The organism is Pseudomonas sp. LH21 (assembly GCF_036549575.1).
Classification (GTDB): Bacteria; Pseudomonadota; Gammaproteobacteria; order Pseudomonadales; family Pseudomonadaceae; genus Aquipseudomonas; species Aquipseudomonas peradeniyensis.
The window spans coordinates 3,390,433-3,414,154 of record NZ_CP144367.1; the positions used below are offsets into that span (position 1 = coordinate 3,390,433).

General features: G+C 67.3%; 18 protein-coding genes. 16 read left to right on the forward strand and 2 right to left on the reverse strand.

Annotated features, from left to right (window positions below; genetic code table 11):
- Position 1: 1 nt before the first annotated feature.
- Positions 2 to 1,492, reverse strand: a complete 1,491-nt coding sequence (gene pdxR / locus VUG52_RS15425) for a MocR-like pyridoxine biosynthesis transcription factor PdxR (RefSeq protein ID WP_262952166.1) — start codon at positions 1,490 to 1,492, stop codon at positions 2 to 4.
- Here pdxR and VUG52_RS15430 point away from each other — a divergent pair, their 5' ends adjacent.
- On the forward strand, positions 1,493 to 3,220 hold the full coding sequence (locus tag VUG52_RS15430; RefSeq protein ID WP_331831720.1) for an NAD(P)H dependent flavin oxidoreductase family protein: 1,728 nt from the start codon (positions 1,493 to 1,495) through the stop codon (positions 3,218 to 3,220).
- A gap of 123 nt (positions 3,221 to 3,343) precedes the next feature.
- The gene (locus VUG52_RS15435; RefSeq protein ID WP_331831721.1) at positions 3,344 to 5,590 is read left to right on the forward strand and encodes a TonB-dependent receptor; all 2,247 of its coding nucleotides are present in this window, start codon (positions 3,344 to 3,346) and stop codon (positions 5,588 to 5,590) included.
- Between the two features lie 2 nt (positions 5,591 to 5,592).
- Here the strand turns inward: VUG52_RS15435 and VUG52_RS15440 are convergent, their stop codons facing one another.
- Positions 5,593 to 7,302 carry a sulfatase-like hydrolase/transferase gene (locus tag VUG52_RS15440; protein ID WP_050705466.1) on the reverse strand — a complete coding sequence of 570 codons (1,710 nt, stop codon included), beginning with the start codon at positions 7,300 to 7,302 and terminating at the stop codon, positions 5,593 to 5,595.
- 384 nt (positions 7,303 to 7,686) lie between these two features.
- Between VUG52_RS15440 and VUG52_RS15445 the strand changes: the two genes are divergently transcribed.
- Genes VUG52_RS15445 through VUG52_RS15510 form a run of 14 tightly spaced genes read left to right on the forward strand, consistent with a single transcriptional unit; the run spans position 7,687 to position 23,720 of the window.
- On the forward strand, positions 7,687 to 9,036 hold the full coding sequence (locus tag VUG52_RS15445) for a UDP-glucose dehydrogenase family protein (RefSeq protein WP_050705465.1): 1,350 nt from the start codon (positions 7,687 to 7,689) through the stop codon (positions 9,034 to 9,036).
- Positions 9,033 to 10,097 (forward strand): NAD-dependent epimerase, encoded by a 1,065-nt coding sequence (locus VUG52_RS15450; RefSeq protein ID WP_050705464.1) that lies wholly within the window; start codon positions 9,033 to 9,035, stop codon positions 10,095 to 10,097. The genes VUG52_RS15445 and VUG52_RS15450 overlap by 4 nt, the downstream gene beginning before the upstream one ends.
- Positions 10,094 to 10,840, forward strand: coding sequence for a sugar transferase (locus VUG52_RS15455; protein WP_050705463.1), 747 nt, complete (start codon positions 10,094 to 10,096; stop codon positions 10,838 to 10,840). The genes VUG52_RS15450 and VUG52_RS15455 overlap by 4 nt, the downstream gene beginning before the upstream one ends.
- Position 10,841: 1 nt before the next feature.
- Positions 10,842 to 11,489 (forward strand): CpsD/CapB family tyrosine-protein kinase, encoded by a 648-nt coding sequence (locus VUG52_RS15460; protein ID WP_050705462.1) that lies wholly within the window; start codon positions 10,842 to 10,844, stop codon positions 11,487 to 11,489.
- A 22-nt stretch (positions 11,490 to 11,511) separates the two neighbouring features.
- Positions 11,512 to 12,531, forward strand: a complete 1,020-nt coding sequence (locus VUG52_RS15465; protein ID WP_050705461.1) for a polysaccharide biosynthesis/export family protein — start codon at positions 11,512 to 11,514, stop codon at positions 12,529 to 12,531.
- A 14-nt stretch (positions 12,532 to 12,545) separates the two neighbouring features.
- Entirely contained in the window at positions 12,546 to 14,120 is a 1,575-nt protein-coding gene (locus tag VUG52_RS15470) for a GumC family protein (RefSeq protein ID WP_050705460.1), read from the forward strand.
- Positions 14,117 to 15,310 (forward strand): glycosyltransferase family 4 protein, encoded by a 1,194-nt coding sequence (locus VUG52_RS15475; RefSeq protein WP_050705500.1) that lies wholly within the window; start codon positions 14,117 to 14,119, stop codon positions 15,308 to 15,310. The genes VUG52_RS15470 and VUG52_RS15475 overlap by 4 nt, the downstream gene beginning before the upstream one ends.
- The gene (locus VUG52_RS15480) at positions 15,307 to 16,677 is read left to right on the forward strand and encodes an O-antigen ligase family protein (RefSeq protein WP_050705459.1); all 1,371 of its coding nucleotides are present in this window, start codon (positions 15,307 to 15,309) and stop codon (positions 16,675 to 16,677) included. Before VUG52_RS15475 ends, VUG52_RS15480 begins: the two co-directional genes overlap by 4 nt.
- The gene (locus VUG52_RS15485) at positions 16,674 to 17,639 is read left to right on the forward strand and encodes a glycosyltransferase (protein ID WP_050705458.1); all 966 of its coding nucleotides are present in this window, start codon (positions 16,674 to 16,676) and stop codon (positions 17,637 to 17,639) included. The genes VUG52_RS15480 and VUG52_RS15485 overlap by 4 nt, the downstream gene beginning before the upstream one ends.
- Complete coding sequence (locus VUG52_RS15490; RefSeq protein WP_050705457.1) at positions 17,632 to 18,768, forward strand: glycosyltransferase family 2 protein; 1,137 nt, start codon at positions 17,632 to 17,634, stop codon at positions 18,766 to 18,768. The genes VUG52_RS15485 and VUG52_RS15490 overlap by 8 nt, the downstream gene beginning before the upstream one ends.
- 9 nt (positions 18,769 to 18,777) lie before the next feature.
- Positions 18,778 to 19,785 carry a polysaccharide deacetylase family protein gene (locus VUG52_RS15495; protein WP_050705456.1) on the forward strand — a complete coding sequence of 336 codons (1,008 nt, stop codon included), beginning with the start codon at positions 18,778 to 18,780 and terminating at the stop codon, positions 19,783 to 19,785.
- Positions 19,785 to 21,089, forward strand: a complete 1,305-nt coding sequence (locus VUG52_RS15500; RefSeq protein WP_050705455.1) for a lipopolysaccharide biosynthesis protein — start codon at positions 19,785 to 19,787, stop codon at positions 21,087 to 21,089. The genes VUG52_RS15495 and VUG52_RS15500 overlap by 1 nt, the downstream gene beginning before the upstream one ends.
- Positions 21,086 to 22,996 (forward strand): hypothetical protein, encoded by a 1,911-nt coding sequence (locus tag VUG52_RS15505; RefSeq protein WP_050705454.1) that lies wholly within the window; start codon positions 21,086 to 21,088, stop codon positions 22,994 to 22,996. Before VUG52_RS15500 ends, VUG52_RS15505 begins: the two co-directional genes overlap by 4 nt.
- Positions 22,997 to 23,030: 34 nt before the next feature.
- Positions 23,031 to 23,720: a GNAT family N-acetyltransferase gene (locus tag VUG52_RS15510; protein ID WP_050705453.1), complete on the forward strand. Its 690-nt coding sequence runs from the start codon at positions 23,031 to 23,033 to the stop codon at positions 23,718 to 23,720.
- Positions 23,721 to 23,722: the final 2 nt, after the last annotated feature.

The following is a 23,722-nucleotide window of genomic DNA, read 5'->3' on the forward strand; positions in this document are numbered from 1 at the left end:
TTCAGTCAGCCACGGCCCTCGCGGCCTGGGCCAGACGCTGCACGGCCTGGCGAATCTCGTCCGGATCCAGCGAGGCGAACCCCAGGCGCAGGGCATTCTCGGGTTGGCCGGCGGGTGAAAACTGCCGGCCGGCACGCACCACCAGGTCCAGTCGCAACGCCTCGACCACCAGCCGATCCACGTCGATCGACGGGGCGAACCTCACCCACAGCGCCAACCCACCCTCCGGCACCTGCACCGCGATGCCCTCGCCAAAGGCTTCGCGCAGGCAGCCCAGGAGCATATCCCGGCGGCGCCGGTACTCCCTGGATACCCGCCGCAGGTGCTTCCTGAGCTCACCGGCTTCGATCAGGTCGGCGAGCATCCGCTGCATTACCGCATCGCCCTGCCCCAGGATCAACGCCGCAGTGCGGCTCAGCGTCTCGGTCACCGCCGGCGGCGCAACGATAAAGCTGCAACGGAAGGTGCTGCCCAATGACTTGGACAGCGAGCCGACATAGATCACATGGCGCTGCAGGGGATCACTGGCCAGCGGCAGGTAAGGCCGCCCGGCAAAGTGGTACTCGTGGTCGTAGTCCTCCTCGATCACGCAGAAGTCATGGCGCCGCGCCAATTCCAGCAACTGCCGCCGGCGACCGGCGCGCAGACTGACGGTGGTGGGAAACTGGTGATGGGGCGTGACATACAGAAAGCGCACAGGATGCAGCCGGCACAGCGCCTCGATCTGCTCGACCCGACACCCCTCCTCGTCCAGGTCCACGGTCTCCAGCCGGGCACCCAGCTGGCGGAATATTTCCCAGGCCGGCGGATAGCTCAGCCGCTCCACCAGCACCACGTCACCGGGTCTGAGCAACACGCTGGCGGCCAGGTACAGCGACATCTGCGTGCCCTGGGTGAGGCAGATATGCTCGGCCCCCACGTTCAACCCACGCTCCTGGCGCAGCATGTCCGCCAACACGCGGCGCAGGTGATGGCCGCTGCCGTCGCTGCCATGGCGCACGGTATTGGTGGCGAAGCTGTGACGCAGGGCCTTGCGGTAGTAACGGTGCAGGACCGCCTGGGGCAACAGGCGATGGTCACAGGCGCCGTTGTCGAAGAACAGCGCCCCGGGGCGCTGATGCCACGCCGTCGCCTGTTCGCTCGCCGCGAAATACGCAGTGGCAGGCGCATCGCGCAATTTCGGAGCGAATGGCTGCGCCACCTCGCGCGCCGGCGTCGCCTGCGCGGCGAGCTGCTGGCTGACGAAGGTGCCACGACGCGGCACGCTGTACAGCCAGCCCTTGGTCGCCGCTTCTTCGTAGGCAAGGATCACCGTCTTGCGATTGACGTCGAGCAGTTGCGCCATGTCCCGAGTACCCGGCAAGGGGGTTCCGGGAAGCAGGCGGCCATCGCTGATCGCGCTGACCAGTCCCTCGACGATCTTTCGATAGGAGGCCTGCAGCTCGCCCCCTTCCAGGTTGAGCAACGGCCGCCATTTGCGTAACTGGACCATGTGAATTATCCAAAACTGGAGGTTCTCCTGGTCCAAGTCTACCGCAACAATCACCGCTCCCACTGCCGCGAGGTCGCCATGCCCAGCCACCATGTCATTGAATTGTCGCCCTCGGGCAGAACCTTCGAGGCCGGCGACGAGCTGCTGCTCGACGCCATGCTCGCCAGCGGCCTGGCCGTGCCGTTCTCGTGCCGTCGTGGCGCCTGTGGCTCGTGCAAGGTCAAGGTGGTCGCCGGTCAATATCGCGACAAGCAGCGCGACACAGACACGCCCGCGCCCTCCTACCCCTTGGCCGCCGACGAACTGCTGCTATGCCAGAGCCACGCCTGCGGCGACATGCGCCTGGCGATTCCCGGCTGGTCACTGGACACGCCGACACTGACCTTCAGCGCGCGGGTGCTGGGCAAACGCCCCCTGAGCGCTGATATCACCGAGTTGGTGCTGCAACCCGAACAACCCATCGAGGTACGTGCAGGCCAGTACGTCAGGTTCCGCCTTGATAACGGTGACAGCCGCTGCTTCTCCATCGCCAACCTGCCGGCCCTGGATCAGGGACGGATGGTGTTTCAGATACGCAGTGTCGCTGGCGGCCTGTTCTCCGAACGCCTGCTGCCGTCACTCGACATCGGCGATGTGCTGATGCTCGAAGGCCCGGTGGGGGCCTGCACCTGGCAACATGAAGATGAACGCCCCGTGGTGCTGTTCGCCACAGGGACCGGTTATGCCGGCATCAAGCCGCTGCTGCTGACGGCCCTGGCGCGCAATACCGAGGTCACGCTGTATTGGGGCGGCGCCTCGCCGGCCGACTTCTACGACCGTTCGTTCCTCGACCAGAGCAGCCAGGCGCACCCTCGCTTTCGCTGGTACCCGGTCCTGGCGGCACAGGCCCGCGTGCAGCAAGTGGCACTGGCCCAGGCACATTACTGGGCCGATACCCAGGTCTATGCCTGTGGCAACGGCACGATGATCCAGCAGGTCCGCGAACAATGCCTTGGCGCAGGCGTGCAGGCCCATCGCTTCATCGCCGAGGCCTTCGTGCCCAGCGGCGCAGCGCTGCCGTCGACGGCACTGGACCCACAACTGGAGAAAGTCGGCCCGCGCTACTCGCTGGACGGCATGCTCGCCGCCCGCGAACAGACGGTACGGGCCCTGGCCGCCATCGCCAGCCAGCTGGAAGTCGGCATGACCACCGCCCAGGCCTTGGCCATGGCCGAGCGCACCTTGCGGGCCATGGGCGCCTCGCACACCTGGCACCCGACCTATATCCGCTTCGGCGACGACACCGTGCGCACCCCGCGCCAGGGCATCGACCCGCAGCGCAGGCTGCGCGCCAGCGATATCGCCGTGGTCGACCTCGGCCCGGTCTGGGACGGCTACGAGGGCGACTATGGCGACACTTTCGTGTTCGGCGACCACCCCCTGCACCACGCCTGTGTCGAAGCGCTGCACGCGGTGTTCGCCGAAACGCGCCAGGCCTGGCGCGGTGGGCTGACCGGGCGCGAGCTGTATGACGTCGCCGAGCGCAGCGCCCAAGCCAGGGGCTGGCGCCTGGAGCGCAACCTGGCCGGGCATCGCATCGCCGACTTCCCCCATGTCCTGTACGGGCAGGAGAAACTGGCCGACCTGCAGATCGTGCCGGGGGAGATGGTCTGGGTGCTGGAGATCCAGCTGTGCCATCCCAGCGAACCGGTCGGGGCGTTCTTCGAGGATATCCTCATCGCCCGTTGACCCTGCCTGGCTGAGCACCAATCGCATTGCTGGATGTTAATGATTTGCATTGAGGTTTTCCCGTGCTGGGTCGGAAAGCCTAGTGAATGCCTTCACTCACTTGCGAATCGAAAGGAATCCAGCATGTCGCAACAGCGTGTCAGCCCGGCGCAGCAGCCGGCTGTGCCCCACTTCGACCTCAATCGCACCTTCGCCGCCGTGCACATGGCCTTGCTGCTCGGCCTGGGCGGCGCGTCCATGAGCGTGACCGCGGCGCAGACCGTGGAACGCGCCGAGGAAGTGGAAAAACCCCGCCAAGGCCAGGCCAGCGGTGGCCTCGAGCTGACCGAAACCCGGATTGAAGGCAACCTCGATGCCCCGAGCGCATTGCCCCCCGCCTACGCTGGCGGCCAGGTGGCCTCGGGCGGCCGGGTCGGCTTGCTGGGCAACAAGGACTTCATGGAGACGCCGTTCAGCACCATCAGCTACACCGACCAGTACATCCAGGACACCCAGGCGCAAACCGTCACCGACGTGATCGCCGCGACCGACCCCACAGTGTTCAGCAATGGCCTGAAGGGCACCTACAGCGAGAACTACTCGATCCGCGGCTTCAACTCCAACATCAACGATGTGAGCATCGGTGGCCTGTACGGCATGGCGCCCTACTACCGGATCTCGCCCGAGATGTACGAGCGCATCGAAGTGCTCAAGGGGCCGTCCGCCCTACTCAACGGCATGCCACCGGCCGGCTCTGTGGCCGGCAGCATCAACCTGGTGCCCAAGCGCGCGGGCGCCGAACCGCTGACGCGGATCACCACCACCTACATGTCCGACGCGCAGTTCGGCGGGCACCTCGACGTCGGCCGCCGCTTCGGCGAAGAGCAGCAGTTCGGCGTGCGCTTCAACAGCGTCTATCGCGACGGCGACACCGCGACCGACCATCAGCGCATGAAGGCCGAGCTCAACGCCCTGGGCCTCGACTGGCGTGGCGAGCGGGCGCGCCTGTCCGCCGACCTGTACGAAAGCGAGGACCGGGTCAGGGGCCAGAACCGCGGCATCGGCCTGGCCGCGGGCGTGCCCGTGCCCAGGCCGCCGAAGTCCGAGACCTTGCTCAACCCGGACTGGGGCTTCGTCCAGACCCGCGACAAGGGCGTGATCGTGCGCGGCGAGTACGACCTCAACGACAACCTCATGGCCTATGCCGCGGCCGGCACCAGCAAGACCGACTACGCCTACAGTGGCACCATGCTCGCCGAGGTGCTCAACACCGCCGGGGATCTGCAGACGAACATGGGCCAGTTGAAGATCGACCTGAAGAAGACTTCGGGCGAGGCCGGCCTGCGCGGCCATTTCGACACGTTCGGCGTCGGTCACCAGTGGTCGCTCAACGCCACGCACTACTCGGACAAGCAGCGCGACTATGGCCGGCGCAACGTCCCGGGGGCCGAGTGGATCAACAATATCTACCACCCGGTCTGGGGGCCGGAGGCCGCCAGGAGCTACCCGGCCATCGCCCACACCGAGTCGCGCCTGAGCAGCTACGGCCTGGCCGACACCCTGTCGTTGCTCGACGAGCGCCTGCAACTCACCCTCGGCGTGCGCCGCCAGCAGGTGCTGACCGACAGCTTCAACGTCAGCACCGGCGCGCACACCACGCGCTACAACGAAAGCGCCACGACGCCAGCGGCAGCGGTGCTGGTCAAGGTCACCGACGAAGTGTCGCTGTACGCCAACTACATCGAAGGCCTGAGCAAGGGTGCCATCGCCCCGATTACCGCGCCCAACGCCGGCCAGGTGTTCGCCCCCTACAAGTCCAAGCAGAAGGAAGTCGGCATCAAGCTCGACCTTGGCGACTTCGCCCACACCCTGAGCCTGTACCAGATCGAACGCCCCAGCAGCTTCACCGATCCGGTGACCAAGGTGTTCTCCTTTGGTGGCGAACAGCGTAACCGCGGGCTTGAGTGGAGCTTCTTCGGCACCCCGCTGAGCGACGTACGCCTGATGGGCGGCGTGGCGCGCCTGGACCCCAAGGTGACCAAGGCCGAGAACCCCGCCGAGGAAGGCAAGACCGCCACCGGCCAGCCGAAACTGCAGGGCAAGCTGGGCGTGGAATGGGACACCCCGCTGCTCGATGGCCTGACCCTGACCGCCAACGCCACCGCCGTGTCGAAGCAGTACATCAGCGACGACAACAGCCAGTCGATCCCTGGCTACACGATCTACGATGTCGGCGCCCGCTACCGGCTGCAGGTGGCCGACCACCCGGTGACCTTGCGCGGCACGGTGGAGAACGTGACCAACAAGGCTTACTGGGGCATGCCGCTGCTCACCAGCCTGGGGCTGGGTGCGCCGCGTACCGTGCAGGTATCCGCCAGCATCGACTTCTGACGTCAGTCCGCCTTGCCCACCGGCATCGGTTGCCCCGCCAGGACACTGGCGGGCGTGACCACCTGGCCCAGGTCTATGTGGCGGAAGTCCGGCTTGGCCCCAAGCCGCGCATTGAAGCGCACGTTGAAGGTGAACGGATCGTCCGTCGGCATGTCCAGCGAACGGCCGTAGAGCGCGCTCACGGCCGTGCCGTCATAGCCCATCAGCTTGAGCAGCGTGGGGAACAGGTTGTAATGGCTGGAGGCGTTGCGGTTGGCCTGCAGATGGGCCTGCCAGTCCAGCGTGCGCAGGCCCTCGCCCTGGATCACCACCAGCGGCACCAGGCCTTCTTCGGGCACCGGATCGCTGTCGCAGTGGGTGTTCAGCCCGGGGTTGCCGCGTTCATGCAGGTCCTGGCCATGGTCTGAGGTGTAGAGCACCACGGCCTGGCTGAGGTCGCCCTCGGCGAACAGCCGGCGGAAGAACTCGCCGACATTCCACAGCACGGTGTTCTGGTAGGCGTTGCGGTACAGCACCCAGTCCTGGGGCCGGCCATCGAAGCCGTCGCGGGTGCCGGTGTCGGCGATATCGACATAGCGCCCCCGCGGCAAGGCGGGCTGGTACTTGAGGAATTCGTCCGGGTACTTGTCGTGCACCGGGAAGTGGGCGCCGACCTTGTTCACCACGATCAACTGCGGCCTGCCGTCCTTGAGCAGCGCCACCAGCCGCTCCAGCGCCGCCATGTCGCGCTGTACCACAGGCGTGTCGTCGAACTGGATGAACTGGTCGATATCGCGCTTCTCGGTCTCGGTCATCAGGTTCTGCAGGTTACCGCCGGTGCGCTGGCCATCGATGTATACCGTACCCAGGCCCGCGCGCTTGGCGTACTGCCAGATCGACGGCTGGGTCGAATTGATCCGCAGGTAATCACCGCGGGTGCCGCCATAACGCAGGGTGACATTGGTGTCGGCGCTGCAGTTGGCGATGGACGCGGCGTAGCCGAAGTTGACGATGGACACGCCGGGCTGGGCCTGGGCCAGGTGACTGGTGACCCCGGCCGGGGTGTTCAGGTCCAGGTAGTTGCCCGAGATGCTCTCGTCGATCAACAGCACGATATCCCGCGCCATCGCTGGCCCCGACTGGGCCAGACTCACTGGCTGGCGCGGCCCGACATGGTCGTGCAGGGTCTCGTAGCCGAACAGGCTGAGGTAGGCCAGCGGCGTGTACATCACTGGCAGCCCGCGGGCGCCCTCGCCGGCGCGCACGAACAGGATGGCAATCAGCACCAGCAGGCCCAGCACCGGCGCCACGGGTGGCAACAGCCACGGTAGCCGAGGGGTCGGCCCCGGACGCAAACCAAGACCAACCAGCAGCAACAGCGCCCGTGCCGCGGCCAAGGTAATGGCGTAGTGATATTGCTGCAGGGCCTCCTGGACGAAGCCACCGGCATAGACCATGGACACGAATGCGCTATAGGTCAGGTAGGAGTCGGTGATGCGGTTATAAGCATCGAGAAAGATCGCGCTGACCGTGAATACAAGCGCCAGCGACCAGCGCAGCCAGCCGGGGCGGCTGAACGCTGCCAGCAGCAGCGCCAGCGCCAATACTACAAACACCCCCAGGTACAGCACCAATGGCAAGCCAATACCCAGTGCTTCTATGCGCTCGCGGTAATAGGCATGAAAGCTGGCCAGATAGACGAGCAACAGCAAAAGCTTGATCCATCCGCGCATGTTTCGGCCACTCTGGTCATGGAAATCTCCTCAAACCGTAGCAGCTGTGAAACAAACCACAACGCAAAAAAGTCAAAATTCCGACGACATGCCGACACCGTAATCTGGCACCTGCCGCAAGTTGTTGTTGATTCTCTCTATCGTCTGGAACCCGCTTATTCCGGCGCGTCCAACCGTTCATCGGTTCGTCGAACGGCCAATTGCCACTAGCTATGCGCGCTAACACACGGATTGGAAAAGGGTTGGTGGCAGATCGCCCGTTTCGCCAGGGTCTGTAAATTCGACGAAACATGCCATTGCTTTGACGCAAATCCACCGGGCTGAGCTATACCCAATTCACACCACTGTTTCATCTCCCTTACTCATCCATACGAGGCACCGCGCATGGACGTGAGCGTTTTTGGCACCGGTTATGTCGGACTGGTACAGGCAGCAGCCCTGGCGGACGTCGGTCACAGGGTCCTGTGCGTGGATGTCGATACCCACAAGATCAACCAGTTACGCCAGGGCGTACCGCCGATCAGCGAGCCGGGCCTGTCGGACCTGCTCGAGGACAACATCAAGGAAGGTCGCCTGCTGTTCAGCACCCAGGCCAGCGATGCGGTCAGCCACGCCGAGCTGATCTTCATCGCCGTCGGCACGCCGCCCGACGAGGACGGCTCGGCCGACCTCAGCCATGTGCTCAACGTCACCCGGCAGATCGCCGCGCTGATGGAGACCGACCATACCCTGATCATCAAGTCCACCGTGCCGGTGGGCACCGCCGACCAGGTCATGGCCCTGGCCCGCGACGAACTGCAGCGCCTGGGCAAGGGCCAGTTACAGGTGCGCGTGGTGTCCAACCCCGAGTTTCTCAAGGAAGGCAGCGCCCTGGCCGACTGCATGCGTCCGGACCGGATCATCGTCGGCACCCTCGACGAAGTCGCCCATGACCAGCTGGCCGAACTGTACGCGCCGTTCTGCCGCAACCACGAAAAGCTGATGTTCATGGACAACCGCAGCGCCGAGCTGACCAAGTACGCCGCCAACGCCATGCTCGCCACCCGCATCAGCTTCATGAACGAGCTGGCCAACCTCAGCGAACACCTGGGCGCCGATATCGAAGCGGTGCGCCGGGGCATCGGCTCCGACCCGCGCATCGGCTACCACTTCATCTATCCAGGCTGCGGCTTCGGCGGCTCGTGCTTCCCCAAGGACATCAAGGCCCTGCTGCACACCGCCGCCCACAGCGGCATGCCGCTGCGCCTGCTGCAGAGCGTCAATGAGGTCAACGACCAGCAGCGGCGCATCCTCTTCGCCAAGCTCAAGCAGCGCCTGGCGGGCCTGGCCGGCAAGTCCATCGCCCTGTGGGGCCTGGCCTTCAAGCCCAACACCGACGACATGCGCGAGGCCCCCAGCCGCTACCTGATGGAGGCCCTGTGGGCCGAAGGCGCCACCGTGCGCGCCTACGATCCCGAAGCCATGGACGAGTGCCGGCGCCTGTACGGCTACCGTGACGACCTGCACCTGTGCGCCACCCGCGACGACACCCTGCAGGACGCCGATGCCCTGGTGATCTGCACCGAGTGGAAGAACTTCCGCGTGGTCGACTTCTCGATGCTGGCCAGCAAACTGCGCGAGCGGGTGATCGTCGACGGACGCAACCTGTACAACCCCGAACAGGTCGCCGCCCACGGCCTGCACTACAGCGGCATCGGCCTACGCCAGGTCGCCCCGCAGGTGGATGCGCCATGAAAGTGCTGGTCACCGGCGCGGCCGGCTTCATCGGCGCCCACACCTGCCGCCAGCTATTGCTCGAGGGGCACCAGGTGGTGGGGCTGGACAACTTCAACGACTACTACGAGCCGGCACTCAAGCATGCCCGCGTGCACTGGGTGCGCCAGACAGTCGGTGACTTCCCGCTGCACTGCCTGGACCTGGGCGACCGCGACGGCATGGCCCGGCTGTTCGCCAGCGAGCGCCCCGAGGTCGTCGTGCACCTGGCGGCCCAGGCCGGCGTGCGCTACTCGCTGCAGAACCCGCAGGCCTACCTGGACAGCAACCTCGCCGGCTTTCTCAACATTCTCGAAGGTTGCCGCCGCCATCCGGTCAAGCACCTGCTGTACGCCTCGTCCAGCTCGGTGTATGGCGCCAACCAGCAGACGCCCTATCGGGTGCAGGATCCGGTGGACCACCCGCTCTCGCTGTATGCCGCCACCAAGAAAGCCAACGAGGCCATGGCCCACAGCTACAGCCACCTTTATGGCATTCCCTGCAGCGGCCTGCGCTTCTTTACCGTGTACGGCCCCTGGGGTCGCCCGGACATGTCGCCGATGCAGTTCGCCAAGGCGATCAGCGAAGGCCGGCCGATCCAGCTGTTCAACCATGGCCGCCACCAGCGCGACTTCACCTACATCGACGACATCGTCGAAAGCCTGGTGCGGCTGATCCCCCTGCCCCCGGTCGCCGACCCGCAGTGGGATGCGCTCGACCCGGACCCGGCCAGCAGCCACGCACCCTGGCGCCTGTACAACATCGGCGGGCAGCGCCCGGTGGAGCTGCTCGACTACCTGGCCCTGCTGGAAAAACACCTGCAGCGCAACGCGGTGATCGAACTGCTGCCGCTGCAGCCGGGCGATGTGCTGGCCACCTGCGCCGACGCCAGCGCCCTGGCCAGGATCACCGGTTTCACCCCACAGATAGGCCTTGATGAAGGGCTCGGGCGCTTCGTCGCCTGGTTCAAGAGCTACCACTCGCCCGCCGCCAGCGAAGCGGCGCCCACGGGCGAGCAGCCAGATCAGCGGAGGGCGGTATGACAGGACAACCCAAGAGCGCGCAACTGCAGGCGCTGTACCAGGACAAACGCATGGACCCGGCGCACCGGCAACGCATCGATGCCGCCATCCACATGCAGGGCCGCGGTTGGATGACCGGCCGCGCCGGGGGCCGCCCGTGGACGCTGTCGCGCACCAACCGCGTGCTGTCGTGCCTGGCCGCGCTGACCCTGCTGCTGCTGCTGTCGCCGGTGTTCCTGGTGCTGGCGCTGCTGATCAAGCTGTCCAGCAAGGGCCCGGTGTTCTTCGTGCAGAAGCGCACCGGCTACCGGGGCCGCGCCTTCGGCATGTACAAGTTCCGCACCATGGTGGCCAACGCCGAGGCGCTGAAGGACTCGCTGCGTCACCTGAACAAGCACGGCGCCGAATCCATCGATTTCAAGATCGACAAGGACCCGCGCATCACCTCGATAGGCGGCTGGCTGCGCCGCAGCAGCCTGGACGAGCTGCCCAACCTGATCAACGTGGTCACTGGCGACATGCGTCTGGTCGGCCCGCGCCCCACCTCGTTCAACGCCTACCGCTACCACGACAACCACCTGGCGCGGCTGTCGATCTACCCGGGCATGACCGGCCTGTGGCAGATCTCCGGGCGCAGCAATATCGACTTTGACCAACGCGTAGAGCTGGACCTGAGCTACATCAACGAACAGAGCCTGATGCTGGACCTGAAGATCCTGCTCAAGACCCCGTTCAAAGTCTTCACTGGCCACGGAGCAAGCTGAGATGGACGGTTCATCCTCGAGAAGCCTGACGATCGCTACCCCAAGCGAGACCAACCTGACCTCCACCGTGCTCGACCTCGACCAGCGCACCCTGCTGCTGACCGCGGCCAACACCGGCAGCGGCACCAGTACCAGCGCCCTGGCCTTCGCCAGCCAGCTGGCGCTGATGAGCGCGGGCAACGTGCTGCTGATCGACGCCAGCCTCAGCCCCGGCGGCCTCAGCCAGCAGCTGGGCCTGGGCAAGCTGCGCGGCTACAGCGACCTGCTGTTCAACCAGGACACACCGCCGCTGGCCCAGGACTGCATCGTGCGCCTGTCCGACCAGCCCTTCGACGTGCTGCCGGTGGGCACCTGGAAGCGCGGCCGCGACCGCCTCGACCACGAGCAGTTGCGCGTGCTGCTGCACCAGCTGAGCAACCAGTACCGCTTCGTGGTGATCGACGGCGAAGCCATCTATGCCAGCGCCGACAGCCTGGTGATCGGCACCCTGGTCGACGGCGTGATCCTGGTGGTCTGCGCCGAGGAGACCCGCTGGGAAGTCGCCCAGGCCGCCAGCCAGCGCCTGACCCAGGCAGGCGCGCGATTGATCGGCAGCGTGTTCAACAAGCGCAAGTACTACATGCCCAAGTGGCTGTACGAAAATCTCTGAGAGGCCGCACAGGATGAACGCCATGAGATATCCATCGATTGCCTTGTGCGTGCTGGCCCTGGCCGGCTGCGCCAGCCAGGAAGACCGCCAGATGCCGGTGCAGATCCTCACCGCGCCACCGGCCGAGAGCCAGGCCACCGAAGTCGCCCGCCGCGAGCAGGTGCTGCGCCCGCAGGACGTGCTGGAGGTGATCTTCCACGTCAGCAACCGGTCGGCCGGGGTCTACCGCATCCAGTCCGGCGACACCCTGGACCTGAACTTCATGGCCGCCAGCGGCCTGAACGGCAACCAGCTGGTGCAGCCCGACGGCAGCATCACCCTGCCCAGCACCAACGCCGCGGTGCGCGTCGAGGGCATGACCCCCGGCGAGGCCGAGAGCGCCATCCGCCAGGCCTACCAGGACAAGCGGGTGTTCAAGCCCAATCGCGACCAGGTCACCGTGCGGGTGATCAGCCCGATGACCGACGAGGTCAACCTGAAGAACGCCCTCAACCACCCCGGCACCGGCATGAGCCGCGACATCACCGTGGGCAACGACGGCCGCGCCACCTTTCCGGAAATCGGCTCGGTGCCGCTGCAGGGCATGACCGTCAACCAGCTGCGCGACTACCTCAACGAGCGCTACGCCACCCTGCCCGGGCGCATGAGCGTGGACGTGCTGCTCAAGTCCACCGCCGCCAACGAGATCTACGTGCTCGGCGAAGTCGGCCAGCCCGGCGCCTTCCAGATCCGCCGTCCGGTGTCGGTGCTCGAGGCCCTGACCCTGGCCCGCGGCCCGACCCTGAAGGCCAAGCTCGGCTCGGTAGTGATCATGCGCCGTGAGGGCAACACCGTGCACGCGGTCAACTACGACGTCGACCAGGCGCTGTCCGGCGGTACCCAGAAACTCGCCTACCTGCAGCCCGAAGACATGCTCTACGTGCCCAAGACCAAGCTGGCCAGCGCCGCCGAGCTGTCCCGTCAACTGGCCGACGTGGTGCTGTTCCAGGGCTTCGGCTTCAGCTTCAGCTACCGCGTCGACAACAAAGAAAGCAACGACTGACCGGGGGACGGACCATGACCACGCAACCCAAAGAAAACTATGTGCATGAGTTCTTCCGCATCTTCTTCGCCAACCGCCAGTTGGTGAAACGGGTGTTCCTGGTGTTCGCGGTGATCGCCGTGCTGTTGCCGCTGGTGCTCAAGCAGAGCTTCGACATCACCGCCGAAGTCATCGTGCAGTCCAAGAAACTCTCGCAGAGCGACACCACCTCGGCGCTCAGCCAGCAGGCCGACCAGTTCATCCCGCCGTCGCTGGCCGACATGGAGACCGAGAGCAACATCCTGCGCTCGCCGACCCTGATCCGCCAGACCATCGGCGAGCTGCGCAAGGAAGGCCACTACCCGGATGAGCCCGGCCTGCTGCGCCGTACCGTGCTCGACCCGGTACGCCACGCGGTGTTCGACCCGCTGCACCGGCTGTTCGGCAACAGCGTGGCCGATGACCGCGACACCCAGCTCGACACCCTCACCGACCAGGCGGTCAAGGATCTCAAGGTCGAGACCCTGCCCGGCTCCAACGTGATCTCCATCACCTACAGCGCCGACGATCCGAAGCTGGGCACGCTGTTCGTCAGCCGCCTGCTGGAGAACTTCCTGGCCAACCGCCAGGACCTGCAGTCCAACGAGCTGCCCGAGGCGTTCTACGAGCAGAAGAAACTGCACTACCAGGCGCGCCTGGGCGACCTGGAAAGCCAGCGCTTGGGGCTGCTGACCGCCATCGGCTCGTCGGACCCCAAGGAAGAGATCACCTTCCGGCTGAACGCCATCAACACAGAGGAACAGGCGCTCAACCTGCAGCGTGACCGCCAGTTGCAGAACCAGAAGTGGCTCGACTACCTGCAGAGCAGCCTGGCAGCGGCCAGCAAGGCGAGGATGGCCGACTACGCGTTCCCCTACACCTTCACCACCACGGTCGACAACGTTGCCTTCGAAGACCGCGAGATCAAGCAGCTCGGCGAGCAGCTGACCACCCAGCTGGCCCGCTACAACGGCGACGCCACGGTGTTCCAGCCGGGCTCCGACCAGATGGTCATGGCCCGCCAGCAGATCGCCCAGTTGCGCGCGCAGTTCCTCAAGATCGTCGAGAACCGCATCCGTGAGCGCCAGCAGGACCTGGCGGTAACCCAGCAGGTGATCGAGCAGAAGACCCAGCGCATCGCCGACTACAGCAAGCGCATCCTCCAGCTGCGCGAGACCCAGAGCAAGACCCGCCAGCTGGACACCGAGATCGATGCCCTGCACAAGGCCTTCTCCACCTACGCCCAGCGTTACGAGGAAAGCCGCGGCCAGGGCCTGCTCGACGGCAGCCAGTCCAACGCGCGGATCCTCAGCGCGCCCTACGAGCCCACTGCGGCAAGCTTCCCGAAACCTGGCCTGATCATTCCGTTCGGCCTGGTCACCGGCCTGCTGCTGGCGATCGCCGTGGTCTACGTCAGGGAGTTCTTCGACCACCGCTTCAAGCATCCGGCGCAGATCAGCCACGAGCTGGGCCTGCCGGTGCTGCTGGTGATCAACGACCAGGCCCCGGCGCTGCCCAACCCGCACAAGAGCTGGTCGCTGCCACGCCTGTGGCACTGGGTGCGCAATTGAACGCCGCGCTGCACGCCGGCCGGCCGATCCTGCACCTGCTCGGCAGTGGCGGGTTCTACGGCGCCGAGCGCATGCTCCTGGACCACTGCCAGGCCACCCCCGGCCAGCATCGGGTGCTGTTCCTCGATGCCCCGGCGGAACTGGTGACACGCTTTCGCGAGGCCGGCGTCGAATGCGACACCTGCCATGGGCTGGGGGCGGTGCTCAAGGTACTCGGCGCGCAGCGCGGCCAACGTCCGTTGGTCAACAGCCACAACTTCAAAGGCCAGCTGTTCGGCTGGATCGGCGCCACCCTGTGGCGCCTGCCGATGGTCAGCACCCAGCATGGCTTCACCCCGCGCAGCCGCAAGCAGCGTTTCTACACCTGGCTGAGCCTGCAACTGTGCCGCACGCCGACCGTGGACACGGTGGTGTGCGTGGCCGAGAGCATCGCCCGCATCCATCGCGATGCCGGCGTGCCCGAGGCCAAGTTGCGGGTGATACCCAACGGGCTGCCCGAGCACACCAAGGATGACCTGCCAGGTGGCGTAGGAGCGGGTTTCGTGGGAGCGGGCTTGCCCCGCGATACGCTGTCAGATTTGACATCGCCATCGCGGGGCAAGCCCGCTCCCACGCCAGGACCTCACCACTGCGATAAAAACCCCTGGCTCGCCGCCTACGTCGGCCGACTGTCCAGCGAAAAAGGCCCCGACCTGTTCCTCGACACCCTGATCCCGGTGTGCCAGCGCCACCCACAGGTCCACGCCGTGATGCTCGGCGAAGGCCCCGAACGCGACACCCTGCAGGCCCGCATCGACGCCGCCGGTCTCACCGCGCGCATCACCCTGCCGGGCTTCCAGCGCGACATGCGCGCCTGGATGAAGCGCCTGGACGCCCTGGTCATCAGCTCGCGCACCGAAGGCACGCCGATGATCCTGCTCGAGGCCATGCAGGACGGCGTGCCAGTAGTGGCCTTCGGTGTCGGCGGCATTCCCGACGTCATCGAACACGGGCGCAACGGTCTGTTGGCCGCCCCGCTGGCCAGCGCCGAACTGGGCGAACACCTCGAGGCCCTGCTCGTGGATCCCGCGCAGGCCGCCGAGCTGGTCGCCGGCGCCCGCCGCACGCAACGCGAACGCTACCACCTGCCGACCCTGGCACAACGCTGGGCCCTGGTCTATCGGGGCACGGCCGAGGAGGTTGTCGCATGATCATTCCCCTGTCGCTGGTGGCCCTGGTGGCCCTGCTGAGCCTGGGGCTGCTGGCCAGCCCCTACCCGTTCCTGGCCCCCGGCGGCGTGATCGGCCTGGCCGGCGTGCTGGTGCTGTACCGCAAGCCGGCCTGGGGCCTGCTGGCGATCGCCACCCTGGTGCCGCTGGAGGGGCTGCTCAAGGACGGCCTGGTGTCCGGCGCCAAGCTGGTGGGCGTCGGCCTGGTGCTGATCCTCAGCCTGCAGCTGGCGGTGCGCCAGTTGCCCGGCGAACGCCTGCGCAGCAACCAATGGCGCCTGCTGCTGGCGTTCATGGCCCTGTACCTGCTGAGCCTGTGGACCAGCGACGACCTGGCCCTGTCGGGTGGGCACCTGCGCGAGTTGCTGGTGGGCCTGGTGGTGTTCGTCATCACCCTGCTGGTCGGCCGCGACCTCAACCTGCCGATGCTGGCCCGGCTGATCACCGTCAGCGTGTGCGTCACCTGCCTGTTCGCGATCTTCTCCACCAAGTACCAGGAACAGGGCCGCGCCTCGGCCATGCTCGACCCCAACGCCTTCGCCCTGCTGATCACCATCGCCATGCCGCTGGGGCTGTGGCTGGCGATCAAGGCCCGGCAGATCCCGGTCAAGCTGTTCTGGGCCGGCTGCTGCCTGTTGCTGCTGGTGGGCATGACCAAGACCGAGTCGCGCTCGGGGCTGGTGGTGCTGATGATCAGCCTGGGCATCGTGCTGTACAACTACCGCGAACAGCTGACCTACATCCGCCCGCGCCACCTGGGCTTCGCCATACTTGGCCTGGCCATCGTCCTGCCCCTGGGCGTGGCGCTGATGCCGGCGGGCTACGCCGAGCGCATCCAGTCGCTGATGCTGCTCAAGTCCGGGGTCAACGCGCACCAGGACGAATCGCTGGGCCGACGCGCCTCCTACCTGGTGGTGGGCAAGGAAATGATCAGCCACAGCCCGCTGCTCGGCACCGGGCCCGGCACCTTCCCGCTGCATTACGCCGACACCGGCTTCTCCAAGGCCTTCGCCCCGGTCAACAGCAAGACCACCGACCTCTACCGCCGTGCCCACAACACTTACCTGGAGCTGTTCAGCGAGGTCGGCCTGCCGGCGGGCCTGCTGTTCGTCGGCATGATCTTTCTCGCCCTGCGCAACTTCTGGCGAGCCCGCGCCATCTTCCGCGCGGCCGGCGATGCGGACCGCGCCGACCTGATGACCCACCTGACCATGAGCATGCTGGCCATCGGCCTGTTCCTGATGTTCCTCAGCGCCCCCAGTCACAAGTACCTGTGGCTGATGCTGGCGCTGTCCAGCGTGCTGCTGGGCCAGGCCCGTGAACAACAGCCAGCGGAGGTGGCCCGATGAGCCGGGTGAGCATCGTCATCCCGATGTTCAACGAGGCCCGCCATATCGGCCGCACCCTGGACGCCGCCCGGCGCTCGGCCAGCGCGGCGGGCCTGGCCTGCGAGCTGATCGTGGTCGACAACGGCTCCAGCGACGACGGCCCACGTATCGCCCGCGAGCACGGCGCCCAGGTGTTGACGCTACCCGGGGTGGCCATCGGCGCCCTGCGCAACGCCGGCGTGGCCGCCAGCCACGGCGAATGGCTGGCCTTCCTCGACGCCGACATCGAGGTGCCCGAGCACTGGCTGGACCTGCTGCTGGACCTGCAGCGCCGCGGCGAAGGCGATGTCTTCGCCCTCGACTGCGACACCCCGCGCCACGCCCCGTGGTTCGCCCAGGCCTGGCAACGACGCACCCTGCGCACTGGACAGACGGTGCAGGACTGCACCTGGCTGCCCACCCCCAACCTGCTGATGCGCCGCAGCTGGTTCGACCAGGTCGGCGGTTTCGACGAGCGCCTGCGTACCGGCGAGGACAAGGACTTCACCCTGCGCCTGCATGAGTCCGGCGCCCGCCTGCGGGTGCTGCGCCAGCCCGCGGTGCTGCACTGGGGCTACGAGGCTAACTGGCGCGAATGGCTGGGCAAGGAAATGTGGCGCCAGGGCAGCCACCTGCAACTGCTGCGCAGCCATGGCGTCAGCCTGCGCCTGCTGCGCTTCCCGCTGCTTTCGGTGGGGGCCTGGGTTCTGGATGCCATAGCCCTGTCGGCCCTGCTCGACGGTTTCCCCCATGTGGCCCTGTTCTTCCTGCTGGTCAGCGCCCTGCCCGCGCTGTTCCTGAGCCTGCGCCAGAGCCGCCGCCACCGAGACCCGCTGCTCACCCTGCAACTCTGGGGCCTGCACTGGCTGCGCCTGCACCTGGCCGGCGCGGCGTTCATCCTCAGCCTGTTCAACCGCACCGCAAGGAGGCCCGCCCGTGGCTGAGTTCATCTTCTGGCTATGCCTGTTGCTGCCGTTGTACGCCTGGGTCGGCTATCCCCTGCTGCTGACCCTGGCCGCGCCGTTCTTTGCCCGTCGCACGCATTCGCCGCTGCCGGCGCAGCGGGTGAGCGTGGTGATCGCCGCGCATAACGAAGAGCGGCATATCGAAGCCAAGCTCGCCAGCGTGCTCGGCCAGGACTACCCCGCCGCCGAGCTGCAGGTGGTGGTGGCCAGCGACGGCTCCAGCGACCGCACCGTGGCGCTGTCCCGCGCCCTGGGTGACCCGCGGGTGCAGGTGCTGGACCTGCCGCGGCTGGGCAAGGCCGGGGCGCTGAACAGTGCCGTGCAGGTGTGCACGGGCGACCTGCTGGTGTTCACCGACGCCGACAACCAGTGGTCGGCCGACACCCTCGGGCTGCTGCTGGCCCCGTTCGCAGACGCGCAGGTCGGCGGCACCGCCGGGCACATGATCATCCCCGACCCGGGCAAGGGCCTGAGCATCGGCGACAGCCTGTACCGGCACTACGAAGCCTGGGTGCGCAAGGTGGAGAACCGCACCGGCTGCATGGTCTCGGCCGACGGTGCCCTGCTGGCCCTGCGCCGGGCGCTGTACCAACCGATTCCCAAGCAGGTCAACGACGACTTCTTCATCAGCACCTGCGCCCCGGCTGCAGGGCTGCGGATCGTCTACGTGCCCGAGGCGGTGGTGCTGGACCAGGGCGTGGACGAGGCCGACAAGCAGTTCCGCCGCCGCCAGCGGGTCACCGTCGGTGGCCTGCTGAGCCTGGCCGCCCGCCGCGAGCTGCTCAACCCGGCGCGTCACGGCCTGTACGCCATCGCCCTGATCAGCCACAAGCTGATCCGCCGCCTGGCCCCGGTGCTGCTGCTGCCACTGCTGCTGGCCAACCTGTGGCTGGCCATCGAGCCCGGGTTCTACCGCCTGACCCTGGCCCTGCAGCTGCTCGGTTACGCCGCCGCCATCGCCGGCCTGCTCGACGCCCGCCGCCGCCTGCCGCGCCCGTTCCGCCTGGCCGCCTTCGTGCTGGTCACCCTCGCCGGCATGAGCGTGGGCCTGTGGCAGTTCCTGCGCGGGCACAGCTACAGCCAATGGAACCCCGACCAGAATCGATGAGCGACGGACATGCCGATCAAGACCCACATCAAGCAGGCCAGTGGCTGGTTCTATTTCAAGTCGCCGCGTGGCCGCGCCGAACTGCGCGGCGCCGGGGTGATCCTCATGCTGCACCGGGTGCTGGCCGATGACGCCAGCGCCGCCCTGCCCCATCGCAACGAGCTGTGCGTCGGCCCCCGGGCCTTCGAAGGGCTGCTGCGCTGGCTGCCCCGGCATTTCGACTGCGTCAGCCTCATGGACCTGCTCAAGAGTCACGAGGAGCCCCGCAGCGATACCCGCCCCAAGGTGGCCCTGACCTTCGACGACGGCTGGCGCGACAATGCCGTCAACGCCTTCCCGCTGCTGCAACGCCACCAGGTGCCGGCGAGCATCTTCCTGTCCACCGACTACATCGGCAGCCGCCAGCGCTTCTGGTGGGAAAGCGTCGGCGAAACCCTGTGGGGCACCCATGGCGAGGAGGCTCGTCGGCAACTGATCGAGCGCCTGCGCAAGCTCGGCCGGCCACTGCCTGCGGCCTACTTCATGCACGACCACAGCAAGGCCCGCAGCCTGGTGCTGGCGCGCTACCTGCAGACCCTCAAGAGCCTCAGCCCCCAGGCCCTGCATGTGCTGACCGACGCCTGCCCGCCGGAGTCGCTGCCCCAGGCCATGGACTGGCAGCAGGTGCGCGCCCTCGAGGACTCCGGCCTGGTGCGCTTCGGCCCCCACGGCGCCAGCCATGCCCTGCTGCCGTACCTGGACGACCACCGCCTCAACGACGAGCTGCAACGCAGCCACGCCGCGCTCAACGAAGGCTGCCGCGAACCGCTGCCGGTGTACTGCTACCCCAACGGCGACCACGACGAGCGCGTACGCGCGCGGGTCGCCGCGCACCGCTACCCCTACGCCCTGAGCACCCGCCCGGGGATCTGCCAGGGCCAGGACGACCCGCTGGCGCTGCCGCGCATCGGCGTCAGCCAGCGCAATGCCAGCCGGCCTTCGTTGCTGGCCTGGCGCATCAGCCGCGGAGAACGCTGATGAACCGCAACAGCTACCTGCGCCACCTGGCGCTGAGCATGGGCACCAAGCTTGCGATGATCGCCCTGCGCCTGCTGCGCAACGTGCTGCTGGCGCGCATCCTCGGGCCCAGCGAGCGCGGCCTGTTCGCCCTGCTCAGCACCTTGCCCGACCTGATCAGCGCCGCCACCAGCGGCGGCCTGAACAGCGCGGTCGGCTACCAGGCGGCCAAGCAGCGCGACATGGGCCTGCTGCTGACCCAGGTGCTGGTCTATGGCTGCCTGCTGGCCGGGTTGCTGACCCTGGTCTGCGTGTTCCTGGTGCGCGAGTTCGGCACCGACCTGGAAATTACCGTGCAGCTGGGCCTGCTGGCCTGGCTGTTGCTACTGGCGGTGCCGATGACCGTGCTCAAGAGCGGCCTGCTGACCCTGCACAACGCCAGCGGCGGCGTCGGCGCCTTCAACGCCCTGCGCCTGACCGAGTCACTGGCGCCGTTGCTGCTGTTTCTTGGACTGTTCTGGATGTGGCGCGACGAGGCCCTGGAGGCCGCGCTGATCAGCTGGCTGTGCGGCATCGCCCTGGTGCTGCTGCTGGGCCTGTGGTGGCTGCGCCGCCAGCACCCACTCACCCTGCGCTGGGACCGTGGCGGCCAGCGCGAGCTGCTGAGCTACAGCGCCAAGAGCCACCCCGACCTATTGTTCCAGCAGGTGATCCTGCGCTCGGACTACCTGTTCATCGGCGCCATGCTCGGCAGCACCGCCCTGGGCCATTACGCCATGGCCAGCGCCGCCGCCGAACTGCTGCTGATCGTCCCCGAGGCGGTGACCACGCCGCTGATGAAACGCCTGCTGCAGCAGGACGCCGGCATGGAGCGGCTGACACCCCTGGCCCTGCGCCTGACCGCCACGGTGATGCTCGGCGCCTGCCTGAGCATGGCGCTGATCGGCCAGTGGCTGATCGTCACCCTGTTCGGCGCCGACTACGCGCCGGCCTATCCGGCGCTGCTGGCCTTGCTGCCGGGCCTGCTCGGCCTGTGCTACGCCAGCATCCTGCGCCTGGACCTGCTGGGCAAGAACCGCCCCGGCACGGTGTCGCTGCTGATGGGCGCGGGCGCCGCCCTGAACCTGGTGCTCAACGTCTTGCTGATCCCGGCCTGGGGCATCGTCGGCGCGGCGGCGGCCTCGTCCATCGCCTACCTGGCGGTCACCCTGGCCATGCTGGTGCTGTACTGCCGCCTCAGCGGCGTGCCGCTGGGCCAAACCCTGGTCATCCTGCCCGCCGACCTGGCGCCGCTGCGCCAGATGCTGCAACGGAGGGCGGCATGAAAGCCCTGCTGCTGTGCGCCGCGCTGCTGGCACAGCCGGCGCTCGCCGCGCCCGTGCAATGGGGCGAGATCCGCGATGGCAGCCTGTACCTGTTGCCGGCGCGCGCCGACGAGCTGCGCATCCAGTGGCGCCCGGCCTGGCAGGCCGACGCCAACCCGGAGCGCCTGTACCTGCTGGACGGCCAGGGCCGCCTGGCCGGCGAACGGCGCATCGAGGCCGCGCAGGTGCGCGGCGAGCAGCGCTGGCCCCTGGCATCGGGTGGCGGCACTTATCGCCTGGAAGTGCCCGGCTACAGCTTCCGCGACTACCGTATCCAACATGATGCCAGCACCCGTGCGCTGTTCGCGCCGGCCAAGGTGCACTTCAGCACCGAGGTCGGGCCGGGTGTCGAGCTGTACTTCCGGGTCAAGGCCGGCGAACGGGCGGTGTTGGCCGGCAAGCACCACGGCGGTGTCCACGGGCTGTTCGCCGAACGCCTCGGTGACGGTCGCCGCGTGCAGTTGCCGCTCAAGCCCTACCGCGCCTACTGGCGCTTCGACCAGCTGCCGCTGCCGGTCAGCAGCCGCGACGAGACCTGGCGCCTTGGCCTGCAGGGCAGCGGCAAGGCGGCGTTCTGGCTCGACGGCAGCGCCAACCTGTTCGCCCAGCGTGCCGACGACCTGGGCGACCTGCCCCAGCAACCAGGCCAGGTGCGCCTGGCCCTGGGCAGCAAAGTACTCGGCCCCACGCCAAGGCTAGGGGTGGCCCTGCCCTATGTGCTGCCGCCGGCCTCGAGCTTTGCCGCCCTGGACGCCCTGCGCCCCCAGGCCGCCGGTTTCTACAGCTTCGTCGACGTGCTGCAACGCCAACCCGACTTCGAGAACGCCTGGCGCAAGCTCTACCAGGAACGTTTCGGCATCCTCCAGGACATCACCCTGCTGGCCGGCAGCGCGCGGGTCGCCGACCTGCGCAGCGACCGTACCAGCAGCGATGGCCTTGACGCCTGGCTCGAGGCGACCAAGGCCCTGGGCGGCAAAGGCACCCACTACCTGGCCTTTGCCGACGAGCCCAACCTCAACTATCGTGACTACGCCAGCTACCGCGACTTCTTCCAGGTCATGGCCCGGCGCGTGCGCGAGTACCCCGGCGCCCACGAGGCTGGCGTGCGCATCGCCATGCCGGCCTCCTCGCGCCTGCTCGGCGGGCCCTTCACCGACGACGGCAAGCAACGCCGCGGCATCGACTGGGCGCGGCGCCTGCTCGCCGAACAGGGCGCACAGATCGACGCCCTGGCCTGGCACGAATGGATGGTCCGCGACCTGCTCGCCACCCGCAGCTACCGCGACAGCGTGCGCCAGGCCGCCGAGCTGGTGGGTCTGGACGGCAAGGGCCGGCCGCGCAAGGCACTGTTGCTGGACCAGACCAACCTGTCCAGTGGCTCGAGCCTCAGCCCCTACGAACAGAACACCCACTACGCCGGCCTGTGGTGGACCTCGGTGGTGATCAACGCCGCCGGTGACGGCCTGCTCGACATGCTCAACTGGTTCCATGTCGCCGACGAGCCCGAATGGCCCAAGGGCATGCTGCGCGATACCGGCGAGCAGCGCTACGAACTCAAGCCGGTGGGCCTGGCCCAGCAGTTCATCCAGCGCCACTGGCTGGACCAGGTGCTGGCCCTGGACAACGACGCCTTCGAGGTCGACGCCCTGGCCATGGCCCGCCAGCACCAGCGCAGCCTGCTGGGGGTGAACAAGGCCGAGCGCCTGCAACAGGTGGCGCTGGCCCTGGGCGACTGCCCCGCCGGCCAGCTCGAACTGTTCGGCCCCGACAACCAGAGCCGTCGCGCCAGCTTCAGCTGCGCCAATGGCCAGGTCCGTTTTCAACTACCAGGGCAGACCGTATTCGCCCTGACCTGGAGCGCGTCATGAGACGCACCTCGATCAGCCATGCCCAGGAGGCACCATGACTGCATTCACCAAGATCCAGGACCGCATCAAGCGCAAGGGACTGCGCGACACCCTCGGTAGCGCCTTCCGGCACTACGTCTTCTATCATTGGGAACTGCTGTGGATGGAGCGCGACCTGGTCAGCCCGGTGCCGCCGCACCGGCTCAAGCCTTACGGCAGCCTGCGCATCGAAAGCATCACCGTGCACAACGTGCAGGCCTTCGCCCGCCACTTCGGCGACCGCGTCGAGACCATGCGCGAGCTGGCCGCCGAGGGCCACACCGGGTTGATGTTCCTCGACGACGACAACGACGCCGTGGCCTTCATCTGGGGCAGCAGCCGCCACTACCACGACCGTCACTACTACGGCTGCTGGTTCCCGGTCGGGCCGGGGGAATTCTTTGAGTTCGGCGGCGAGCTGATCCGCAAGTACTGGGGCACCGAGCTGTCGGTGGATCTGCAACTGGCGCTGTGGAAAGCCATGGCCGCCCAGGGCTGCACCAAGGTGGTGGACGTGTGCGAGCAGCACAACATCCCGGCGCTCAAGCTGCACCTGCGCATGGGCTATCAGGAGCAAGGACGAATCATGAACGTTTACTGCCTGTTCGGCCGCTGGAGGTTCTACCGCGAGAGCCGCTACACCACCTCGCGCCTGGAGCCACTGCGCAAACCGCAGGCCCCGGCCTCCTCGGCCACGGCGGGCTGAAG

Coding starts and splice junctions, on each gene's coding strand:
- pdxR (WP_262952166.1), bottom strand. CDS start 1,492: ATGGTCCAGTTACGCAAATGGCGGCCGTTGCTCAACCTGGAAGGGGGC.
- VUG52_RS15435 (WP_331831721.1), top strand. CDS start 3,344: ATGTCGCAACAGCGTGTCAGCCCGGCGCAGCAGCCGGCTGTGCCCCAC.
- VUG52_RS15440 (WP_050705466.1), bottom strand. CDS start 7,302: ATGCGCGGATGGATCAAGCTTTTGCTGTTGCTCGTCTATCTGGCCAGC.
- VUG52_RS15445 (WP_050705465.1), top strand. CDS start 7,687: ATGGACGTGAGCGTTTTTGGCACCGGTTATGTCGGACTGGTACAGGCA.
- VUG52_RS15450 (WP_050705464.1), top strand. CDS start 9,033: ATGAAAGTGCTGGTCACCGGCGCGGCCGGCTTCATCGGCGCCCACACC.
- VUG52_RS15455 (WP_050705463.1), top strand. CDS start 10,094: ATGACAGGACAACCCAAGAGCGCGCAACTGCAGGCGCTGTACCAGGAC.
- VUG52_RS15460 (WP_050705462.1), top strand. CDS start 10,842: ATGGACGGTTCATCCTCGAGAAGCCTGACGATCGCTACCCCAAGCGAG.
- VUG52_RS15465 (WP_050705461.1), top strand. CDS start 11,512: ATGAGATATCCATCGATTGCCTTGTGCGTGCTGGCCCTGGCCGGCTGC.
- VUG52_RS15470 (WP_050705460.1), top strand. CDS start 12,546: ATGACCACGCAACCCAAAGAAAACTATGTGCATGAGTTCTTCCGCATC.
- VUG52_RS15480 (WP_050705459.1), top strand. CDS start 15,307: ATGATCATTCCCCTGTCGCTGGTGGCCCTGGTGGCCCTGCTGAGCCTG.
- VUG52_RS15485 (WP_050705458.1), top strand. CDS start 16,674: ATGAGCCGGGTGAGCATCGTCATCCCGATGTTCAACGAGGCCCGCCAT.
- VUG52_RS15495 (WP_050705456.1), top strand. CDS start 18,778: ATGCCGATCAAGACCCACATCAAGCAGGCCAGTGGCTGGTTCTATTTC.
- VUG52_RS15500 (WP_050705455.1), top strand. CDS start 19,785: ATGAACCGCAACAGCTACCTGCGCCACCTGGCGCTGAGCATGGGCACC.
- VUG52_RS15505 (WP_050705454.1), top strand. CDS start 21,086: ATGAAAGCCCTGCTGCTGTGCGCCGCGCTGCTGGCACAGCCGGCGCTC.
- VUG52_RS15510 (WP_050705453.1), top strand. CDS start 23,031: ATGACTGCATTCACCAAGATCCAGGACCGCATCAAGCGCAAGGGACTG.